Raw genomic sequence first — 18,362 nt, 5'->3', positions numbered from 1 at the left:
CTGCTCCTTCCGATTCAAAACAGCGGCTCAGCCATTTCGCCGTTCATCCGCTCCCACAGTTCCACCAGCTCGGCGAGACGTTCGGGTTTTGATTTAGCGAAATTCGTTTTTTCAGAGAGATCCTTCGACAGGTCATAGTGTTCCCACGGCGCTTTGCTCGGACCCTTCCAGCCGCCCATCCGGACGAGTTTCCAATCGCCGTGTCGCAAACCGGATCTGCCGCCCTGACGCCAGAAGAACGTTTCGTGAGGGGCGCCGGTTTTCTTGCCGGTGACGAAGGGAACCAAGTCGACGCCCTCGACCTGCTCGGGCGCGACGACGCCTTCGCTGTTGGCCGCGGCGGTCGCATAAACGTCGAACGCGCTGACCGGTTTCTCGTAAGTTTGGCCCGCGGGGATCGTTCCTTTCCACTGCATCATGACCGGCACGCGCAGCGCGCCCTCGGACATCTCCCCTTTCGATCCGCGCAGCGGCAAATTGCTGGAGGTCAGTTCGCGAGTCGGACCGCCGTTGTCCCTGAGGAAGAAGACGATCGTGTCCTCTTCCAGGCCCGACTCCCGCAGCTGCGCCATCACCGCTCCGACGCTGTCGTCCATGTTGGCCGGCATGGCGGCGAAGATGCGGCGATGGACGTCCTCGATGTGCGAGAACCGATCCATATACGCGTCGGCGCCCTGCAGCGGGCTGTGCACCGCGTTGTAGGCGAGGTAGAGGAAAAACGGCTTGTCGTCGTGGCGGTCGATGAAGTCGACCGCTTCGCGGGTCAGGGCATCGGTCAGGTACTCGGTCTCGACGACGGGCTGACCTCCCCGGACGATCGGGTTGTCGGCGTCGTAATCCGGCTCGTTGCCGCCCATGTGATCGGCGTAGATGAGTCCTTTGCTTCCGACCCAGCGGCCCGTGAGCCCGCCCGGGAGCGTCTTGCGGCGGAGCATCGTCGTGACCCCTTCGTACGGCGGCGGCACGAAGTCGCGGCCCTCGTGCAGGAACCCGAAGAACTCGTCGAAGCCGTGCCGGAAGGGGTGATAGTCCGCCGTGCCGCCCTGATGCCGTTTGCCGACCAGCCCGGTCGTATAACCGGCGTCCTGCAACGTCTCCGCGATCGGGACTTCCGCCGCCGGCAGGCCGGCGCCGGGTCGTTCGTTGACCGCCCCGATGGGATTGAACTCGTAGCCGAAGCGGGTCGGAATGCGCCCGGTCAGCAATCCCGCCCGCGAGGGACTGCAATTGGGGCCCGCGACGTAGCCGTCGGTGAACCGCACGCCGTTTCTGGCGATCGAGTCGATGTGGGGCGTGGGAATCTCGGAGTTGCCCTGACAGCCGAGTTCCCCGTAGCCGAGGTCGTCGGCGAACGGCACGACGAGATTGGGTTGTCCGCCGGCCGCGGCGGAGACGGACGTGACCGCGGCAAACCCTAGCGCAATGATCGGCGTCGATCGAAACAATTTCATCGGTGTCGTTTCTCTTCAGGTCGTGAGTCGGCGGGAACGCTGCGGGTCTTTTTATTGATCAATCGATTTCCGCTCCCCCCGGCCGCCCGCCCTGTCGATGAGGAACCGGACCAACTCCCGACAACGGACGCTGCTCGAACAAGAGCCGTCGCCTTTCCCGTCGACCCGGATCACCTTGATCAATCCGCCGACGCCCCTCGATCGGTGAACCCGCTCGAGAGCGGCGGAACTCTCCGCGAGGGGGGCGGTCCCGTCGTCCTGATCGTGAACGATCGACACCGGGATCCCGGCGTCAGCCAACGCGGCGGCCCGTTTGATCGGGTTCAGCGCGTGCTGCTCAGCGGCGAGGACTTGTTCGCTCACGCCATAGGCCGGCGCGGCGCGGCGCAGGCCCGGGTCGATCGTATAGTCGTAGCAGGGGATGATTCCGCCGATGCCGGCGACTCGGTCTGGATGTTCGGTCGCCCAGCTGCCGACCCGGAGACCGCCGCGACCGCGCCCCAGCAGCGCGGGTTTCTTCGAGTAGCCGTCCTCGATCATATTCTGGTAGAGGGCCTCGAAATGCGGAAACGCGTGCGGACTGCCGTACGCCTCCCCCACGTCAATTCCCGCCACGGCGACGCCGGCGTCGAGAAACTTCTGATGCATCCAGCTTTCCGCTCGGTCGGGGGAGGCGTTCAGCGTCGGTCCGTAAAAGATCCATGGTTTTTCGCCGCCGGCGTCCGCGGTCTCGGCTTCGGGATTCTCCGCGGGCGCCGTCGAGAACGGCCGGCGTACGGTCGGACGAAACGCTTCCCGCCAAGTCAGACTTGCTAGCGTTGGGGCTTCCCCGCCGCTTGCTTGTCCTTCATTTCAATCGAGTCTTTCGCGGCGCCCCGGGCCTTCCGCCGCACGTCCGCCGGGAGGTCCCGCGAGGCAAGTTCCGTGAATTCGTCGACATAGCGACTCCACTCCGTCACGAGCTCTTCCAACTTATCCGCCCGCGGTACGGCGAGGTCGTGTGCTTCCTGGCGGTCCGCCGCCAAGTGGTAGAGTTCCCACGGTTCGCCGACCGGGGCGACGGCCTTCCAGTCGCCGATGCGGACGGCTTTATGACCGTCGTGAAACCACCAGATCGTTCTCGGCTCCGCAGCCGCGTCTTCGGAGGACGCCGCAGTTGTGGAGAACGCCGGCACGAGGCTTTTTCCCGGGGCGGGGGGCGCTTCCGCCGCCGTCTCGGCGCCGGTCAGTTCCAGCAGCGTCGCCGCGATGTCGATGATGTGCCCCGGGCTGCGGCGGATCTCCCCGCGGGCTTTGATGCCCCTCGGCCACGCCGCGAGCAACGGCGTCGACGTGCCCCCTTCGTGCGTCCACGTCTTGTGGCGACGAAACGGGGTGTTGCACGTCGTCGACCATCCCGGCCCGAGGCACAAATACGTCTCCGCGGAACCGGGGTCGGCCGACGGGTCATGCCCGTCGTCGCGAACCATGATCTCGGCGCTCGCGCCGTTGTCGGACAGAAACAACACCAGGGTGTTCTCCCACTGTCCCATCTCTTTGATCTGATCGAAGACGCGGCCGATCTCGAGATCCATGCGGTGAATCATCGCCGCGTGAATCGCCATCTTGGTCGCCTGAAACGTCTTCTGCCGGTCGCTGAGGCTCTGCCAGGGAACGGGCCTGTTGACTTCGCCCTCGCCGAGGGCGTCCAGCGCCGCGGGGAAGTGATAGGGCGGACCGAGGTCGCGTTCGACGCGCGAAGGCTGGCGGACCGCCGTCGCATCCAGCAGCCCCATTTGTTGCATGCGTCGCCAGCGTTGTGCGCGAATGACGTCCCATCCCGGTGCGTACGTGTCTTCGTAGACGGCGATGTCTTCGGGCAGCGCGTGCAGCGGGAAATGCGGCGCCGTAAAGGCGAGGTAATGAAAGAACGGCTCGTCGGCATGCCCCCGTTCATGCTCGCGAAGAACCTCGACGGCGTGATCCGCGAGCGCCGTGGTCGCGTAGTAGTCGGCGCCTTTCTCCACCGGCGGCAGCTTGACGTCGTCTTTCCAGCTTCGAGTCGGATTGAAAAAGCGACCCTGGTCCCGCAGGTAATAGGAGCGGTCGAAGCCTTCCGCGATCGGCATGCCGTCGATATGCCACTTGCCGGTGTGGTACGACCGGTACCCGACCGGTTCCAGCAGCTCAGGAAGCAGAACCGCCCAATCGGGCCGAACGCCCTGGCCGCCTCCGGGAACGCTCGGCAAGACGTCGCGCCGGATTTGCTGGGGATAGTAGCCGGTCAATAAAGCGCTACGAGACGGCCAGCATCGGGCCGTGTTATAGAACTGGCTGAATCGCAACCCGTCCGCCGCAATCGAATCCAAGTTGGGCGTCGCGATCTCCCCGCCGTAGCAACCGAGGTCCGAGAAGCCCAGATCGTCCGCCATGATCAACAGAACGTTGGGCCGGGGCGGATCCGCGCGGGCGGTCGTCTCCGCCAGCAGAACGGCGGCGACGAACAATACAAAACCGCCGGGGTTTCGCTTCATGCTGGCTCTCATGGGGTGTGTCACGAGTCTCTTTAAACGCGATGCGAGTCGTCGATCACCCATTCGCGCGAGGGATCCAGGCGCGACCGGCGGCGACCACTATATCCCGGCGGCGGCAGAGGCGGCGGAAAGACTCTGTCGACCCTATCAGACGTGAGGTCGTTCCGCTCGCGGCGGGAAGCCGGCGAGCCAGGAGAGCGACGTGTCTTGGGCCGCGTTTTCGGCGCTCGGCCGTTCGGCATCTCGTGAGAGCGAATGGATTCTTTGGCGACGCCGCCGCGGGACGGCTTCCCATTGAGTAGAACGGTCGCGTTCGGGCCGGGCCGCCGTTCGAGCGGCCTCGGCTGCAGTCGTCTTCTAGCGAGGCGACTTGTCGTCGACGTTCTCTTTGAGCCCTTCATCGCTCACGGCCGGCGAAGGGCAGCCCTCTTCGGGGACTTCGACGTTCGCGGTCCAGAGAATCGCGTTCAGGACGACCTTGCGGAAGTTTTCATTCTGCCAACTGGCATGATTGTGGGCTCCGGTGAAACCGAAGCCGCGTCCGCCGGCGGGACGTTCGTACGCCCAGGCGACGTGTTGTTCCTCGCCGTTCGCAACGGCCTTGCGGACGGCCGGGTTTCCGCTGCGCGGTCCGTCGGGGCGGGCGAGAGTGACCGGCCGCGGCAGGTCCGAGAGGATGGGCGTCACCCCCCGCATGTCCTCGACGAATCGCATGTGGTAATACCATTCGTCGTGGACGCTGAAATCGCCCACTCCGTTGGTAATCGGGTGCACGGGCAGGTCCGTAAAATGCGGAGTCCAGTGCGGATTGACCGACCAGTCGAGATCGCAGAAGCCGCCCATCCACTCCAGAAACTTCTCGCCCGGCTCGCCTTTCTCGGCTTCGGTCGCCCAGTGAATCATCACGACGCCGACGCCCTTCTTCATGAGGGCGTCGAACTCATCCAGGTGCGGGTTGAGCACGTGCGCTTGGTGCCCCGAGCAGAAAATGACGACGGTCGCCGCGTTCTCCAGAATCGATTCGTCCTCGGGGTATCCGTAATGCGGAACGACGACGGCTTCCACATCCAAACCGGAGTCGTTCAACGCGTCGGCCAGGATGGTGTTTCCGGCGCGATGCTCGTGGGCCATCGGCCCGTGGCTGGGCTTGCCGGAAATAAAAACGATCTTTGCCTTGTCGGCGGCGAACGCGGCTGCGTCGACCGCGACCAGACCCAAGACGGTCAGTAATGCATATCTCATCGGTGTGTCCTTCGTGGTGACGGTACGACTCGCGGAGGTGAAGTTCGCAGAACGACCCGGAGCCGTCACAGGCGATCGGGCGCTTTTATTCTTTGTGGCGATGGAGGCGTCTCCTCGGTCCGGTCGCGGCGATGCCGCAGCGCCCGAGCCCGGCGACAGGCAGGGGTTCGCGAGCCGCCCGGTCGATCACTCCTTCACGATCTCGACTCCGTTCCAATAGGCCCATTCGTTGCTCCAACCGTTCGCGCGGTTTTCGACGTCGAGGTCGATTCGGCGGCCCGCGAAACCGGACAGGTCGACGGAGACGTCCAGCCACTCGTCCTCGCCCACCGTCTTGGAACTGACGATCTGATCCGCGACGACCTTGCCGTCGGCCAGGACGCGCAGTTGCCAGTCTCCGTGCGGATGATGACTGACGCGCAACCGGAGCGTCGTCTTCTTTCCCTTCGGAACGTCGACGGATCGCGTCTGCAGCACGCAGGGCGTCTCGCGGTCCTTCGGATGAGTCTGCACGGCACTCTCGTTCCGGAACGCCTGATGGCGGACCACTCCGTCTAAACCGGGGTTTTGCACCCGGAAACCCGCCGCCACCGTCTGGATCAGGCGGTCCCGCGTCGCCTGGCTCTGCACGGCGGAGACCGTGTTCGCGGGGGCGGTTCCCGTGGTCAGGCGCCGGGCCACCGACTCCTGCAGGAACGGAATCTTGCCGCCGACGGCCAACTTTAGCGCTTCGCGCGGATGGCCGGGCGTCATCGGCTCCAATCCGAACCAATACATGCGAGGCAGGTTATTGTCGTCGACGTCCTCGGCGTGCGAAGCGAGCCCCGCCAGAATCGGCCAGCGATCCGCGAACGGCAATCGTTGGACGGCGGAGGCCAGATAAAGCCGCACGATCTGCGAGTCGTCCGTCTTCGCCATCGCCGCGAACCGGTCGAGAACCGCTCTGCCGACCGGCGACGTTTCGACCGTGCTTGCATCCTGAAACGCGTTGGCCGAGCTGCCGTCGCAGAGGAATTGAATCGCCCAGCTGCGAATGTGTTCGTCTTCATGGTCCAGCAGCGATTGCAGTCGCTCGGCGTTCAGGCCGCCGGTGACCTGCAGCGCCCAGAGCGCGCGAAGTCGCTTCGGAGAGGTCGCGGCCGTTCGGAACAGGTCGTTCAGCTGCGCGTGAACGGCCGAGGCGTTCAGCTCGCCGCTCGCCGCCCGAAATTGCAGCAGGGTTCGCGCCTGTCGCACGTACCAGTCGTTCGAATGAGCCTGCAGGTCGACCAGTTGTGCATCAGACAGGGCTCTCAGGTTCGGCCGCGCGATCGCCTTCGCCCCTTTCGGCATGACGCGATAAATGCGGCCGCTGTTGGGAAATTTCACCGCGTTCCCGCACACGTCCTGGTCGTGCCAGTCGAGCAAATAGACGCCGCCTTCCGGCCCGATTTCCACGCTGAACCCGACCCACGCGAGGTCGTTCGTCGGCAGGAAATCGTCGCCGTGCTGTCCGATAAAGCTGGAACCCTTCGGGACCATGACGTCCGTCAGCACGGCGTGTTCGTGAATGTTGCACATGAACAGCCGATCGCGGTACTGCTCCGGGAATGCGTCCGCCAGATAGAAACGCGCTCCGCCGTGGGCGGACAGGTGCGTATGGTCCCGGATCGTCTTAATGTCGTCGTAGACGTACGGGTTGACGTGCGGCTTGCTTTGTTTGTGATAGACGCCGCCCTGCACGACATGAAACAGGTGAGGGATCACGCAGCAGGTCGCGAAGCCTTGGCCGTGGTCGTCGAAGTCGAATCCCCACGGATTCGATAACCCCCTCGCGAAGATCTCGAACGTCTTCCGGGTCGGATGATACCGCCAGATTCCGCCGTCGATGAACTGTCGCTCGGCGTCCCCGTCCCCCGGTTTGCCGACGTGGGACTGGGTGAACACGCCGTGACAGCCGTAGAGCCAACCGTCCGGACCCCAGATAAAACTGTTCAGCGTCTCGTGACGATCCTGAATGCCCCAGCCGTCCAGCAGCGGTTCCGGCGGACCGTCCGGCACGTCGTCGCCGTCCGCATCCGGAATGAACGTCAGGTTCGGCGGCGAGCCGACGAACACGCCCCCGAACCCGCAGGCCAGGCCCGACGTAAACGTCAACCTGTCCGTGAACGTCTTCTTCTTGTCGAAGACGCCGTCGCCGTCCGTGTCCTCGAGAATCTGAATGCGGCTGACCGGTTCGTCGGTATGCTGCCGCCGCGTCTGATAGTTGAAGTTCTCCGCGACCCACAGTCGCCCGCGGTCGTCGAAGCAGAAGGCGATCGGCTCGGCGATGTCGGGCTCGGACGCAAAGACCGACACCTCGAAGCCCTCCGGAATCGACATCTTCGCGACGGCTTCCGCAGGCTTTAAAAACGGAGCGTCGCTGTCCTTGTGTTGCTTCATCGGCGGATGGTCGTCCCCGTCGTCGGCAAACGTCGGGGAAGCGACGAGCGCAAGAACTGCGAGCGCATTGATCAGCGCCGTCGGGGCCGCGAGAAATGCCCGCGAGACGCTGGCGCCGTGCGTAAAGATCTTCATTTCGCCGTCTCCACCTGCTCGGTCGTTCGTAAATACTTAATCAGGTCGATCACTGCCTGTTCGTCCAGTTGGTCCAACTGTCCGTCGGGCATCATGGAGGTGGGGGAAACGGATCGCTCGAGAACGTCTTCCTTGGCGACGACGAGGCGCGGTTCTTCGGCCGTTTTGAGGACGATTCTCACGGCGTCTTCCTCGGCCAGGACGCCGTTGATCACCCGTCCGTCCACGGTCAGCACCGAAGTGGTTTTGTACGCATCCGGCACGTCGTAGCTGGGGTCGACGCTGTTGAGCAGGATGTAATCGAGGTTCGCGCGATTCGATCCGGTCAGGTCCGGGCCGACCTCGCCTCCTTCCCCATAGAGCGTGTGACAGGCGGCGCAGGTCTTCTGAAACACGGCCCTGCCGCGGGAGGCGTTCGCGGCAGCGATCGCGGTCGGGCTGCAGAGCGTCTTGTACTTCTGAAGCAACCGGGCGCGATCTTCGGAGACCGCCCGCACCTCGCCGAACGTTTCCGTGAAGCGTTCGCCCAGCAGAGCGTTCAGCGAGCGGGCGACCTGGGCCGGCACGTCGTCCCGCGCAACCTGCTGATTGTTTAACGCTTCCAGCAACGCTTCCGCATAGACCTTGCGCGACGCCAGCGTTTCGATCACCGCTCGTCGTTGTTGAGCGTCCAGCTTGGGGAATCGCGTGAGCAGGACCGACGGCGCCTCCTCGTTTTCGACGACCGCATAGCCGCGGATCGCGTCGAGGGTCATCGCCGGATCGTCGATCAATGACTTCAGCAGGTCGGACGCGTCCCGGTTCTGTTGATTGAGCAGCAAACTCAACGCCGAACGCCGCTGACCCGCCTCGATCGCGGGATCTTGCACGCTCGCCAGCGCTCGCGCCGCCGCGGCCTGATCGCCGAAGATCTGGGACAACGCGACCGTTCGCTGGCGGACCGCGTCGTTCTCGCTGGTCGTCAGCTTGCGGCTCAACGTCGTCCAGCCAGCGGGGGCCGCCACATTTCGGCGCCCTTCCAGGCCGAGGAGCATGCCCTTGAGCAACGCGGCCTGGACCCCTGAATCGTCGGACGATTCGAGCGTTTCCACCAACAGAGCGAACGGCTCGGCGTCCTCAGCCGCGTCGGCCGCGCCGGGCGACAGGGCGAGCGATATCGCCAGCAGACATGCGGACGCTCTCGCCGGGCTGAGATTGAAAGACGCGTTCATCGGGGCGCCTCCGACGCTTTCGGCTCTGCGTGTGACGGGAAGTTCGACGGGCGGACCACGTCGGCGGGGACTCGGAAGGTGCGGCTCATGCGATGTCGACGCGATTGCCCATCAGGAATGACTGCCGGTTTGAATCGAAAATCAGACGACCGAGGGATTCGGCAAGCTGTTCGGGAACGCTTACGCGACGCCGGTCATCAGCCGAACCGAATGCGGAAATGGGTCAATTCCCTCTTAGATTTCGCTGATCGTACCGGCGTCTCTCGTTGGGAGCACGCTTCCCCTCGGATTCGTCCGCCCGAATGGGTTGCCTTCGCGGAGGAGGCCGACGGCCCGCGCCGCGTACTTGGTTTGGTCGGCCGAAGGCCCGGCTGATCGACCTTGGACGGCGGAACGTCGTCGGCTTTGAAAGGGGATTGAGGACTGCCTCGCCCCGTCGGTGTGTTCGCCGGCTACGACATCCCGGCGCAACAGGGATTGGACGTTCGCCCCGCTCGGGTTCGGGCGGGGGGGATTCGTTCTTGGCGACCGGATAGACGGGGCAGTAGACCGGCAGCCCCCGCCGCCTTCCACCTCCGTCATCGCTCGGACGCATTCGTCGTGGACCTTCCCGATCGCCTCGCCGACGAAACCGCGTTGGAAGAGCTTCTCAGTCGTCCCGCGCCCGCAGTCGTCGACGTCTTCCGCCGGCTGCGAGGCGACCTCGCCGTCCTCGGCAGCGCGGGCAAGATGGGCACGTCGCTGGTGACGATGGCCTGCCGCGCGCGGGACGCCGCGGGCAGTCCGGCGAAGGTGTTCAGCGTGAGCCGTTTCGGCGACGTATCGGTCCGCCGGCGACATGAGGCGGCCGGGGCGGAAACGGTCGCGTGCGACCTGCTCGCGGAGGACGCCGTGGATCGACTGCCCCCGGCCGCTCATGTGGTCTACATGGCGGGGCTGAAGTTCGGCACGTCGGAGCGGCCGGACCTCACGTGGGCGGCGAACACGGTCGCGCCGATCCAGGCGTCGCGGGCGTACCGCGACGCCGCGATCGTGGCGTTCAGCACGGGGTGCGTGTACGACTTCGTGCCCGTCGGCTCAGGCGGGAGCGTGGAGACGGACGCGCTGGAGCCGCGGGGCGAGTACGCGAACGCGGCCGTGGCCCGCGAACGGCTGTTCGAGTACGCCTCGCGCGAACGAGGCACGCCCGTGGTCCTCCTGCGGCTGAACTACGCCTTGGAGCCCCGGTACGGCGTGCTGGTGGATCTGGCGCAGCGAATCGCCGCCGGCCAGCCGATCGATCTCTCGACGGGACACTTCAACGGCATCTGGCAGGGCGACGCCAACGCCGCGGCGCTTCGGCTGCTGGAACAGGCCGCCAGCCCGCCGCTGGCGATCAACGTCACCGGCACGCAGACGCTCGCGGTCCGCGACGTCGCGACCCGCCTCGCCGAGAGGATGAACACGTCCGTCGCCTTCACCGGCGAACCGGCTCCCGCCGCCCTCCTGGCCAACGCCGCCCAAGCGACGGCGTTGCTCGGCGCGCCGGACACGCCGATCGAACGCGTGATCGACTGGGTCGCCGACTGGATCGCCCGCGGCGGACGGACGCTGGGCAAACCGACCCACTTTGAAGTCCGCGACGGACGGTATTAGGTTTGCAATCGGCACGGGCGCCGGCCGTGGAGGAGCGGTCGAGGGCGATTGCGTGTCTGATGACGCGGCCGCCCATGATCCGACCGGGTCGCTCCCGCACGGTCGCGGCTGACGGGGGCGGCGCTTGACGCTGGAATGATTCTCATGCCCGACGCCCCCGACTGGGTCCGCGACGCTTTGCACGCGGGGATGGTGATCCCCGCGCACCCGCTCGCGCTGTCGGCGGACGGCGCGTACGACGAGCGCCGTCAACGCGCCCTGACTCGCTACTACGCCGCGGCCGGCGCCGGCGGCGTCGCCGTCGGCGTGCACACCACCCAGTTCGCCATCCGCGCCCCCGAGCACGACCTGCTCGAACCCGTGCTGCGCACCGCGTGCCAGACCTTGGACGAGGTCGAGCGAAACGACGGTCCCCGGCTGGTCCGCATCGCGGGCGTGTGCGGGCCGACGACGCAGGCGGTGCGCGAAGCGGAACTCGCGACGGCGTTCGGCTACCACGCCGGGTTGCTCTCGCTCGCCGCGCTATCGACGGTCGACGAGGACGCCCTGATCGAGCACTGCCGGGCGGTCGCCGGCGTGATCCCGCTGTTCGGGTTCTACCTCCAGACCGCGATCAGCGGCCGGCCGTTGGGCGAGTCGTTCTGGAGCCGGTTCGCCGAGATCGACAACGTCGTGGCGATCAAAATCGCCCCGTTCGACCGGTACAAGACGCTCGACGTCGTGCGCGGCGTCGCGCAGGCCGGCCGGGCCGGCGAGATTGCGCTCTACACCGGCAACGACGACCACATCGTCGCCGATCTGCTCACGCCGTTTCAGACGCGCCTCGGCGGCGGCGCGGTCACGCAACAAACGGTCACGCAACAAATCGTCGGCGGTCTGCTGGGGCACTGGGCCGTGTGGACCCGCAAGGCGGTCGAGTTGTTCGACCATGTGCAGGCGCTCCGCACGGGCGCCGAGCCGATCACTTCGGATGCGTTCGCTTTGGACGCGCAGGTGACCGACTGCAACGCGGCGCTGTTCGACGCCGCCCACGGGTTCGCCGGCTGCGTTCCGGGGATCAACCACGTGCTGCACGGGCAGGGCTTGCTCGCATCGGCCCGCTGTCTGGACCCGCGCGAGCGGCTTTCGCCGGGACAGGCCGAGCGGATCGCCCGCGTCCGTCGGGACTACCCGCACCTGACCGACGACGACTTCGTCGCCGAGCATCTGGACGCGTGGCTGTCGTGAGCGGCCCTCGGCCCTCCGAAGCGCCCGACGACTTTAACGCCGCCCAAGCGCAATGCGGCGATCCCGAACCGCTTTGGAACATGGAGAACGGCGCCTCGGCGGTCGGCTGGGGCGAAATGAGACGACCCGACTTCGTCGATGCGGCCGCCGCCCCGAAGTATCTTTCCCCCTCCGCCCCCGCTGGAACGAGACCATGCGACGCTCTGCGATTTTCTGGGCCGTCATCACGGTCCCGCTCCTGCTGACCTCGGCGGAGGCCGGCGTCGGCGATCCGCAGGTTCGCACCGACCATCCCTGGTACCCCGGGGAACTGTCGTGCTCGACGTTCGAGCGGCTCGAGGCGACGCAGGCCGAAGTTTACCGACGCGTCGTCGGCGAAGGCCCGGAAACCGACGAGCAGAAAGCGATCGCCGCCTGGCTCTGGAGGAACACCCATTATTGGCATGGCGAAGAGGGAGCCGAAGATCTTTGGGGGAAAGGATTCGGCCAAGGCGGCGATGCGACGACGCGGGAATATTGGACCGGGCTGTTCGCGCATGGGTTCGGCCTCTGCGGCACGACCCATGCCCAGTGGACGGCCGAACTGCACGCCCTGCTGGGCCATAACCGCGGCCGAACCGTCGGCACGGCCGGTCACAATTCGTTCGAGGTCTTCCTGAAAGACGGTCCCTACGGAACCGGCCGCTGGGCCCTGCTCGATCACGATATATCCACCATCATTTTCGATCGCCGACAGGATCGATTGCTGTCGATCGCCGACGTGCAGCGGGATTATCGACGGCTGGCCCAACGATCGGATTCGGCCGAGGGGCAACGCGGATGGATGATCTGCGGTCTTCACCCGGAGGACGGAGCCGTCTATGCGGATTACCGCTCGGCCGAATACTTCCCCGGATATAGCGGGCCGCCGCCCATGGCGCTGCTTCGACGCGGCGAGTCGCTGCGGCGGTACGTCCGACCAGGATTAGACGACGGAAAGACGTTCGTCTTCTGGGGACGCAATGATAATACGGCGGGGATTCCCGGACCGGAGCGTTCGCGGACCTGGGTGAATCAGCCCGAGAATATGTACGGGTCGGAAGACGGGGCGGGGTATCGACCGGGGCAGGCCCGGTTCGCCAACGCGGTTTACATTTATGAGCCCGACTTCCATAACGACGATTACCGTGAAGGCGTGATCGCCGAAGACGACGAGCAAATTGTCTTTGATTTCCAGACGCCCTATATCGTCGCCGCGACGCCGCCGAACGACGCGGCGTGGGGCATCTACGACGCCGGTTGCCGCAACGGACTGCTGGTTCAGGGCGAGGCCGATTGCGACGTGGCGATTTCGACGGATCGAGGATCGACCTGGACCGCCTGCGGTCCGCTGACGGACCGATTGGATCTGACCGACCTGGCCAAAGGCTCCAGGCAATACCGGCTGCGTTTCTCGCTCTCGAAGGGGGCGTCGGGCGCCGTCGCGGAAACGCTCGCCGACGCGGGCCTGAAGATCACCACCGTCTGTCAGGCGAACTCCTCGACGATCCCGCGGCTCCGCGACGGCGAAACGGACATCGAGTTCCTCGCCTCCGGCCGCGCCGTCGCGTCGATCGGACCGACGCTGCCTCAAGCCCGCGCCCATCGAATCGCGGGGGACTTCGGCACGCCGACGGTCACGCTGGCCGCCGAGGCCCCGCGCGGTCGGCCGGCCGTCGCGATTTATGCCGCCGCCCACGTCGCCTCCTCCAACCCGCCGAGTCCCGAGGTGGAGTACCGCATCGACTACTCCGCCAATGCCGGGGCCAGTTGGCGGCCCATGGTGAAAGACTGGCGGATCACCCGCCGCGGCGACGAGCCGGCCGACTTCTGGTCGCAAAGTTTCTGCTGGGGCGACGTCTCGTTGGAAGAACCGATGCGGGGACCGCTCCAAGTCCGCTTCCGGAATACCGGGGGCAAAAAATACCTACGGGCGGAAATGCACCTCGTTTATGAAGCGCCCCACTCGGACGCGACGGAAGTCACGTTCGCCTGGGAGGACGACCACGGCGATCACGTCGCCTCGCACGCGTTTACCGGCGCGGCAGGCGAATCGCAGACGTGGACGCTGCCCACCGGCTCGAAGACGCGGACTCGCTGGGTGGAATACCGCGCGGTTTCGTCTCCTTAAGACGTCTCTGCACCGTCGGGGAACGATGCCGCCGTTCCCGGCGGCGTGACGAAGCGCCGGGGCAGGGCATATCATGAACGAGATTCACCACGGTCTTTCAACGCGGGACGACAGGCGAACGATAATGAAACGATTCCGGTGGACGACCCCGCTTTTGATCATCGGTTGCGGCGTCGTGAGCGGCGGGGTCGGGGCGCGAGCCGCGGCGGCGGATCTGCCGGACGTTCCCCGCATCGACAGCGTCGTCATGGCGGACGCGCAACCGCACGAAACGGACGCTGCGGTCATCTGGTACGACGACTTCGACGACGAGGCGCAGCAGCGGCGGTACCCGGAGAGAAGCGGCGAGACGACCGCCGAGGTGCGGTTCGGCGATCAGGGCAGGGCCCTGCAGATGGACTATCCCGAGGGCGAACGCGGAACCGGGGGGCGGAAACTCTTCTTCGGCGATACGCCCACGCATCGAGCGCAGGCGGTCCGCCCTCAGGAGACTTTCACCGACGTCTATTGGCGGATCTACGTGCGCCATCAGCGAGGCTGGACCGGCGGCGGCCCGGCGAAATTATCCCGCGCCACGAGTCTGGTTCCGCCGGGCTGGCGGCAGGCCATGATCGCCCACGTCTGGAGCAGCGGCGAGGCGCTCACGTTGGACCCGGCCTCGGGCGTGCGCGGGGCCCGCGTCGTGACGACCCGATACAACGACTTCGACAACCTGCGCTGGCTCGGCAACAAGCCGGCGTCGCAATTCCAGCTCCACAGCCGCGAGGAATCCGGCCGCTGGGTGTGCGTCGAGGCGCGGGCGAAGCTCAATACGCCCGGCCAACGAGACGGCCTGAACCAATTATGGATCGACGGGCGGTTGGAGGCGGAGCGACGCGATCTCGACTGGCGCGGAACCTTCGCCGACCGCGGCATCAACGCCGTCTTCCTGGAGGCCTATTGGAATAACGGCTCTCCCGTCGATCAGTCTCGCTGGATCGATAATTTCGTGGTCTCCACCCAGCCGATCGGTCCGGCGTTTTGTCCGCGAAACCCGGTCCTGATTAAAACCCCGGATCGCGGTTCGAACGGCCCGCGAAGTTGGGAAGCGGAGATCGCGGCCGACTCCGCCGGCGCGTCGGTGGTTTGGACGTCCGACCCGCTGCGGGGAACCGATCGCGTCCGGGTCGGGACGGACACGGGACGGTTCATCGGTTCGCTCGCGGGGGAAGATCAGCTCGACGCAGCCCGGACGTATTTCGTCCGCGCTCGGCAGCAAAGCGAGACCGGCCAGCGGTCGGCCTGGAGCCCCTGGCATCAGCCTTTTCAGACGCTGACAGGACCGGAGACCCGTTCCCCGAAATAGGGCCCCCGGAATAGGGCGCCTGCCGCAACGGACGGCGCCCCGACGAAGGCCCCGCGTTTCGCGCCGACAGAGCGCACTCCGGTAGAGCGCACTCCGGCGGCGCTACGCCTGCCATTCGTAGTCCGTCTGCCGCCGGAAGCCGCGCACGACGATCGTGCCGTCGGCCTGCACGTCCGCCACGGCGTATCCGCCGTCCCCCTCGCCGGCGCCCTCGACCATCGCCGCGAGCGTGGCGTAGTGGATCCCGCCCAAGAACCGGTAGTCATTGGCGTGACTGTGCCCCTGGAACACCGCCGACACCCGCCCCGACGCCTCCAGAACGTCCCGCACCGCCGCCGCGTTCCGCACGTGGTGCCGGCCGGCGCCGTCGAGCCGTTGGTGGGCGAACACCACCGTGGGGCGCTGCGTCGAGGCGAGGTCGGACCGCAGCCAATCCAGTTCCGCCGGCGGCACGTTGGCGTCGTCCCACCGCGAGTTGCCCCGGCCGTACGCCACGCCGTCGGCTCGGAAGCAGGAGTCGAGCACGATGAAGTGCCGGCCCCCGGCGTTGAACGAGAAGTAACTCTTTTCCTGCCCCACGCCGTCCAGGAGTTCGGCCTTGGTCAGCGTGTCCACGCAGTGATTCCCCAGCACGTGGCGCCGGGGGCCCGGGATCTGCGAGAACTGTTTGTGGATCGTCTTGAGCCACCGCTTCTCGGTTCCCACGTCTTCGGCCGCGTCGATCAGGTCGCCCAACTGGACGGTGAAATCGGGCTTTTCAGCCGCGTACCGTTCGACCGCCGCGGCGAGCTTGGCGGGCGTCCCGCGGTAGTGCCGGGAGCCGGCGGACGGCTTGTCGGCGTAGTGCAGATCCGTCAGCAGGCCGATCCGCAGCCCCGGAGCCGGCCCGCCCGCGGAGGACGCGGGGCCGGGGGGCGGGGCGGCGGCGAGGTCGGTCCCCGCGGCCCACAGGGTCAGGGCGCCGCCTTGAAGGAAGGCGCGTCGGCCAAGAGAAATCGGCGTCATGCGAGAACCGGTCCCGGAGCGGGGGGAAACGTCGAACCGATCGCGGACAGGCGGGACGCGTCCCCGCGGACGCTCCCGCCCCGCCCGCGGACTTCAGCGGGTCCGGCCGCTCCGGAATCATTTCGCTCGCACTGTAGCCCCCGTCCGCCGTCGCCGCCCCCGCGCGTCGGCCCGGACGTCGAAGTCGTCGGGGAGGCGGAGGACGGCCTCGAAGCGATCGAGATCGTCCGCCGGCTGGCCCCCGCCGCGGCCCTCATGGACGTGCACATGCCGGGGCTCGACGAAATCGAAGCGCCGCGTCGACTCTCCGCCGCGTCGCCGGCGCCGCGGATCATCGGGCCGTCGATGCGTCTGAACCCCGAGGTCGAATCGCGGATGCGGTCCGCGGGGCCTGCGATGACGTGACGAAAGACGCGCTCTCCGAAACGCTCCTCGCCGCCGTCCATCAGGCCGACGGCGCCGTCGGCCCGCAGTTTTTTGTGTCAGCTCCGTCCGGCAGAGGCGGTCGTCGGCGACGCCGCGGACCATCGCGATCGGCGGCTTCCCCGGGGCAGGCGCGGGCCGTTAGTCATGCAGACGCACCCCGTCGGCGTAGAGACCCCGTCGGCGTGGAGATAGCCGTCGGACCACGCCTCAGGCCGGCCGGCCGGATCGCCCCCTGCAGCGGACGCTCCTCGTTCCGCTAACGGCGGCGGGTCATTCGTCGCACGATGGCTCGATGAAGCCCCCCTCCGAGTCTCCGCCTGCCGCTCCCGCGTCCCGAGCGCCGCAGGGCTCGGCGTCTCAAACGGCCGCGTGGGTGGCCGTCACGGTGGCCGTGCTCTACTTCGCCCGGGAGGTGCTGCTCCCGTTCGCCCTCGCGGTCCTGCTGACCTTCCTGCTCGCCCCGCTGGTCGGGCGATTGCGGCGGTGGGGGCTGGGACGCATCCCCGCGGTGATCGCCGTCACCGGCGCGGCCGCCGTCGTGACGGCCGGACTCGCGGGGCTGATCGTCTGGCAGTTGGCGAACCTCGCCGGCGACCTGCCGAAGTACGAGCGAAACCTGACCGCCAAGATCGACGCCATGGAGGCCGGGACCGAAAACGGCACCGTCGCCCGGCTCAGGGGGATGTACGACCGTCTGGCGGAACGCGTCGGCGGGGAAGACGGCCCCGCCGTCCCGAGCGACGACGGGCCCGATCGCCCGGTGCCGGTCGAGGTGGTGGAGGTCGACGCCGGCGAGACCGCGACCGGCCCGCTGGAGTTCGTATCCGGCTATCTCGGGTCCCTGCTGGCGCCGGTCGGCGTGGCCGCGGTCGTGCTGGTCTTCGCGGTGTTCATGCTGATCGACCGGGAGGATCTGCGGGACCGACTCTTCCGACTCAGCGGGGTCGAGCGGCTGGGGACGACCTCCCGCGTGCTGCAGGAGGCCGGGGAACGGGTCAGCCGGTACCTGCTCATGCAGTTGATCGTGAACGCCTCCTACGGCGTCGCGGTGGCCGCGGGCCTGCTCCTGATCGGCGTGCCCAATGCGATTCTGTGGGGGTTGTTGGCCGCGGCGCTGCGGTACGTGCCGTACGTCGGCCCGTGGATCGCGGCGCTCTTTCCGATCGCCCTGTCGGTCGTGGTGTCCGAGGGCTGGAGCCAACCGCTGCTGGTCGTCGGGATGTTCGTCCTGCTGGAACTGATCAGCAACAACGTCATCGAGCCGTGGCTGTACGGATCGGGAACCGGCGTGTCGACGATGGGCGTGCTCGCCGCCGCGACGTTCTGGCTGTGGCTGTGGGGTCCGGTGGGCTTGATCCTGGCCATGCCGCTGACCGTCTGTCTGACCGTCATCGGTCGGCACGTGCCGCAGTTGGCGTTCCTGCAGGTGATGCTCGGCGACGAGCCGGTGCTGGACCCGCCGTCGCGGTTGTACCAACGGCTGCTCTCGTTGGACCGCGACGAGGTGGACGATCTGGTCGAAGAATTCCTGCCCCGGGCCGCCGCGGACGCCCGGGCCGACGCGCCGGCCGCGGCGAACGGCGAAGCAGCGGACGCCCGGGC

12 protein-coding genes are annotated in these 18,362 nt (G+C 66.9%); 5 read left to right on the top strand and 7 right to left on the bottom strand.

The window, feature by feature from the left end:
- Nucleotides 1–14: 14 nt before the first annotated feature.
- The 6 genes from LzC2_RS12310 to LzC2_RS12285 all read right to left on the bottom strand — a co-directional run bounded on the left by LzC2_RS12310 (nt 15) and on the right by LzC2_RS12285 (nt 8,973).
- Nucleotides 15–1,451 (bottom strand): sulfatase-like hydrolase/transferase, encoded by a 1,437-nt coding sequence (locus tag LzC2_RS12310; RefSeq protein WP_171187349.1) that lies wholly within the window; start codon nt 1,449–1,451, stop codon nt 15–17.
- A gap of 51 nt (nt 1,452–1,502) precedes the next feature.
- Entirely contained in the window at nt 1,503–2,099 is a 597-nt protein-coding gene (locus tag LzC2_RS12305) for a hypothetical protein (protein WP_171187347.1), read from the bottom strand.
- A 164-nt stretch (nt 2,100–2,263) separates the two neighbouring features.
- The gene (locus LzC2_RS12300; protein ID WP_315854647.1) at nt 2,264–3,988 is read right to left on the bottom strand and encodes an arylsulfatase; all 1,725 of its coding nucleotides are present in this window, start codon (nt 3,986–3,988) and stop codon (nt 2,264–2,266) included.
- A gap of 333 nt (nt 3,989–4,321) precedes the next feature.
- Nucleotides 4,322–5,206 carry a ThuA domain-containing protein gene (locus tag LzC2_RS12295; protein WP_171187345.1) on the bottom strand — a complete coding sequence of 295 codons (885 nt, stop codon included), beginning with the start codon at nt 5,204–5,206 and terminating at the stop codon, nt 4,322–4,324.
- 186 nt (nt 5,207–5,392) lie between these two features.
- On the bottom strand, nt 5,393–7,762 hold the full coding sequence (locus tag LzC2_RS12290; RefSeq protein ID WP_171187343.1) for a PVC-type heme-binding CxxCH protein: 2,370 nt from the start codon (nt 7,760–7,762) through the stop codon (nt 5,393–5,395).
- Nucleotides 7,759–8,973, bottom strand: a complete 1,215-nt coding sequence (locus LzC2_RS12285; protein ID WP_171187341.1) for a c-type cytochrome — start codon at nt 8,971–8,973, stop codon at nt 7,759–7,761. Before LzC2_RS12285 ends, LzC2_RS12290 begins: the two co-directional genes overlap by 4 nt.
- Before the next feature lie 600 nt (nt 8,974–9,573).
- On the opposite strand from LzC2_RS12285, the gene LzC2_RS12280 reads away from it, so the two are divergent.
- The 4 genes from LzC2_RS12280 to LzC2_RS12265 all read left to right on the top strand — a co-directional run bounded on the left by LzC2_RS12280 (nt 9,574) and on the right by LzC2_RS12265 (nt 15,329).
- Nucleotides 9,574–10,608 (top strand): NAD-dependent epimerase/dehydratase family protein, encoded by a 1,035-nt coding sequence (locus LzC2_RS12280; protein ID WP_171187340.1) that lies wholly within the window; start codon nt 9,574–9,576, stop codon nt 10,606–10,608.
- 144 nt (nt 10,609–10,752) lie between these two features.
- Nucleotides 10,753–11,835: a dihydrodipicolinate synthase family protein gene (locus LzC2_RS12275; RefSeq protein ID WP_246254966.1), complete on the top strand. Its 1,083-nt coding sequence runs from the start codon at nt 10,753–10,755 to the stop codon at nt 11,833–11,835.
- A gap of 193 nt (nt 11,836–12,028) precedes the next feature.
- Entirely contained in the window at nt 12,029–13,984 is a 1,956-nt protein-coding gene (locus LzC2_RS12270; RefSeq protein ID WP_171187335.1) for a hypothetical protein, read from the top strand.
- Between the two features lie 124 nt (nt 13,985–14,108).
- A complete protein-coding gene (locus tag LzC2_RS12265; protein ID WP_171187333.1) occupies nt 14,109–15,329 on the top strand; it encodes a hypothetical protein in 1,221 nt (406 codons plus the stop codon).
- A 102-nt stretch (nt 15,330–15,431) separates the two neighbouring features.
- Here LzC2_RS12265 and LzC2_RS12260 read toward each other — a convergent pair whose 3' ends face one another.
- Entirely contained in the window at nt 15,432–16,334 is a 903-nt protein-coding gene (locus tag LzC2_RS12260) for a metallophosphoesterase family protein (RefSeq protein WP_171187331.1), read from the bottom strand.
- A gap of 718 nt (nt 16,335–17,052) precedes the next feature.
- On the opposite strand from LzC2_RS12260, the gene LzC2_RS12255 reads away from it, so the two are divergent.
- On the top strand, nt 17,053–18,362 hold a 1,310-nt coding region (locus tag LzC2_RS12255; RefSeq protein ID WP_171187329.1), incomplete at its 3' end, for an AI-2E family transporter.

The organism is Alienimonas chondri (genome assembly GCF_013036045.1).
Taxonomy (GTDB): Bacteria; Planctomycetota; Planctomycetia; order Planctomycetales; family Planctomycetaceae; genus Alienimonas; species Alienimonas chondri.
This window is presented reverse-complemented; position numbering and strand designations above follow the sequence as displayed.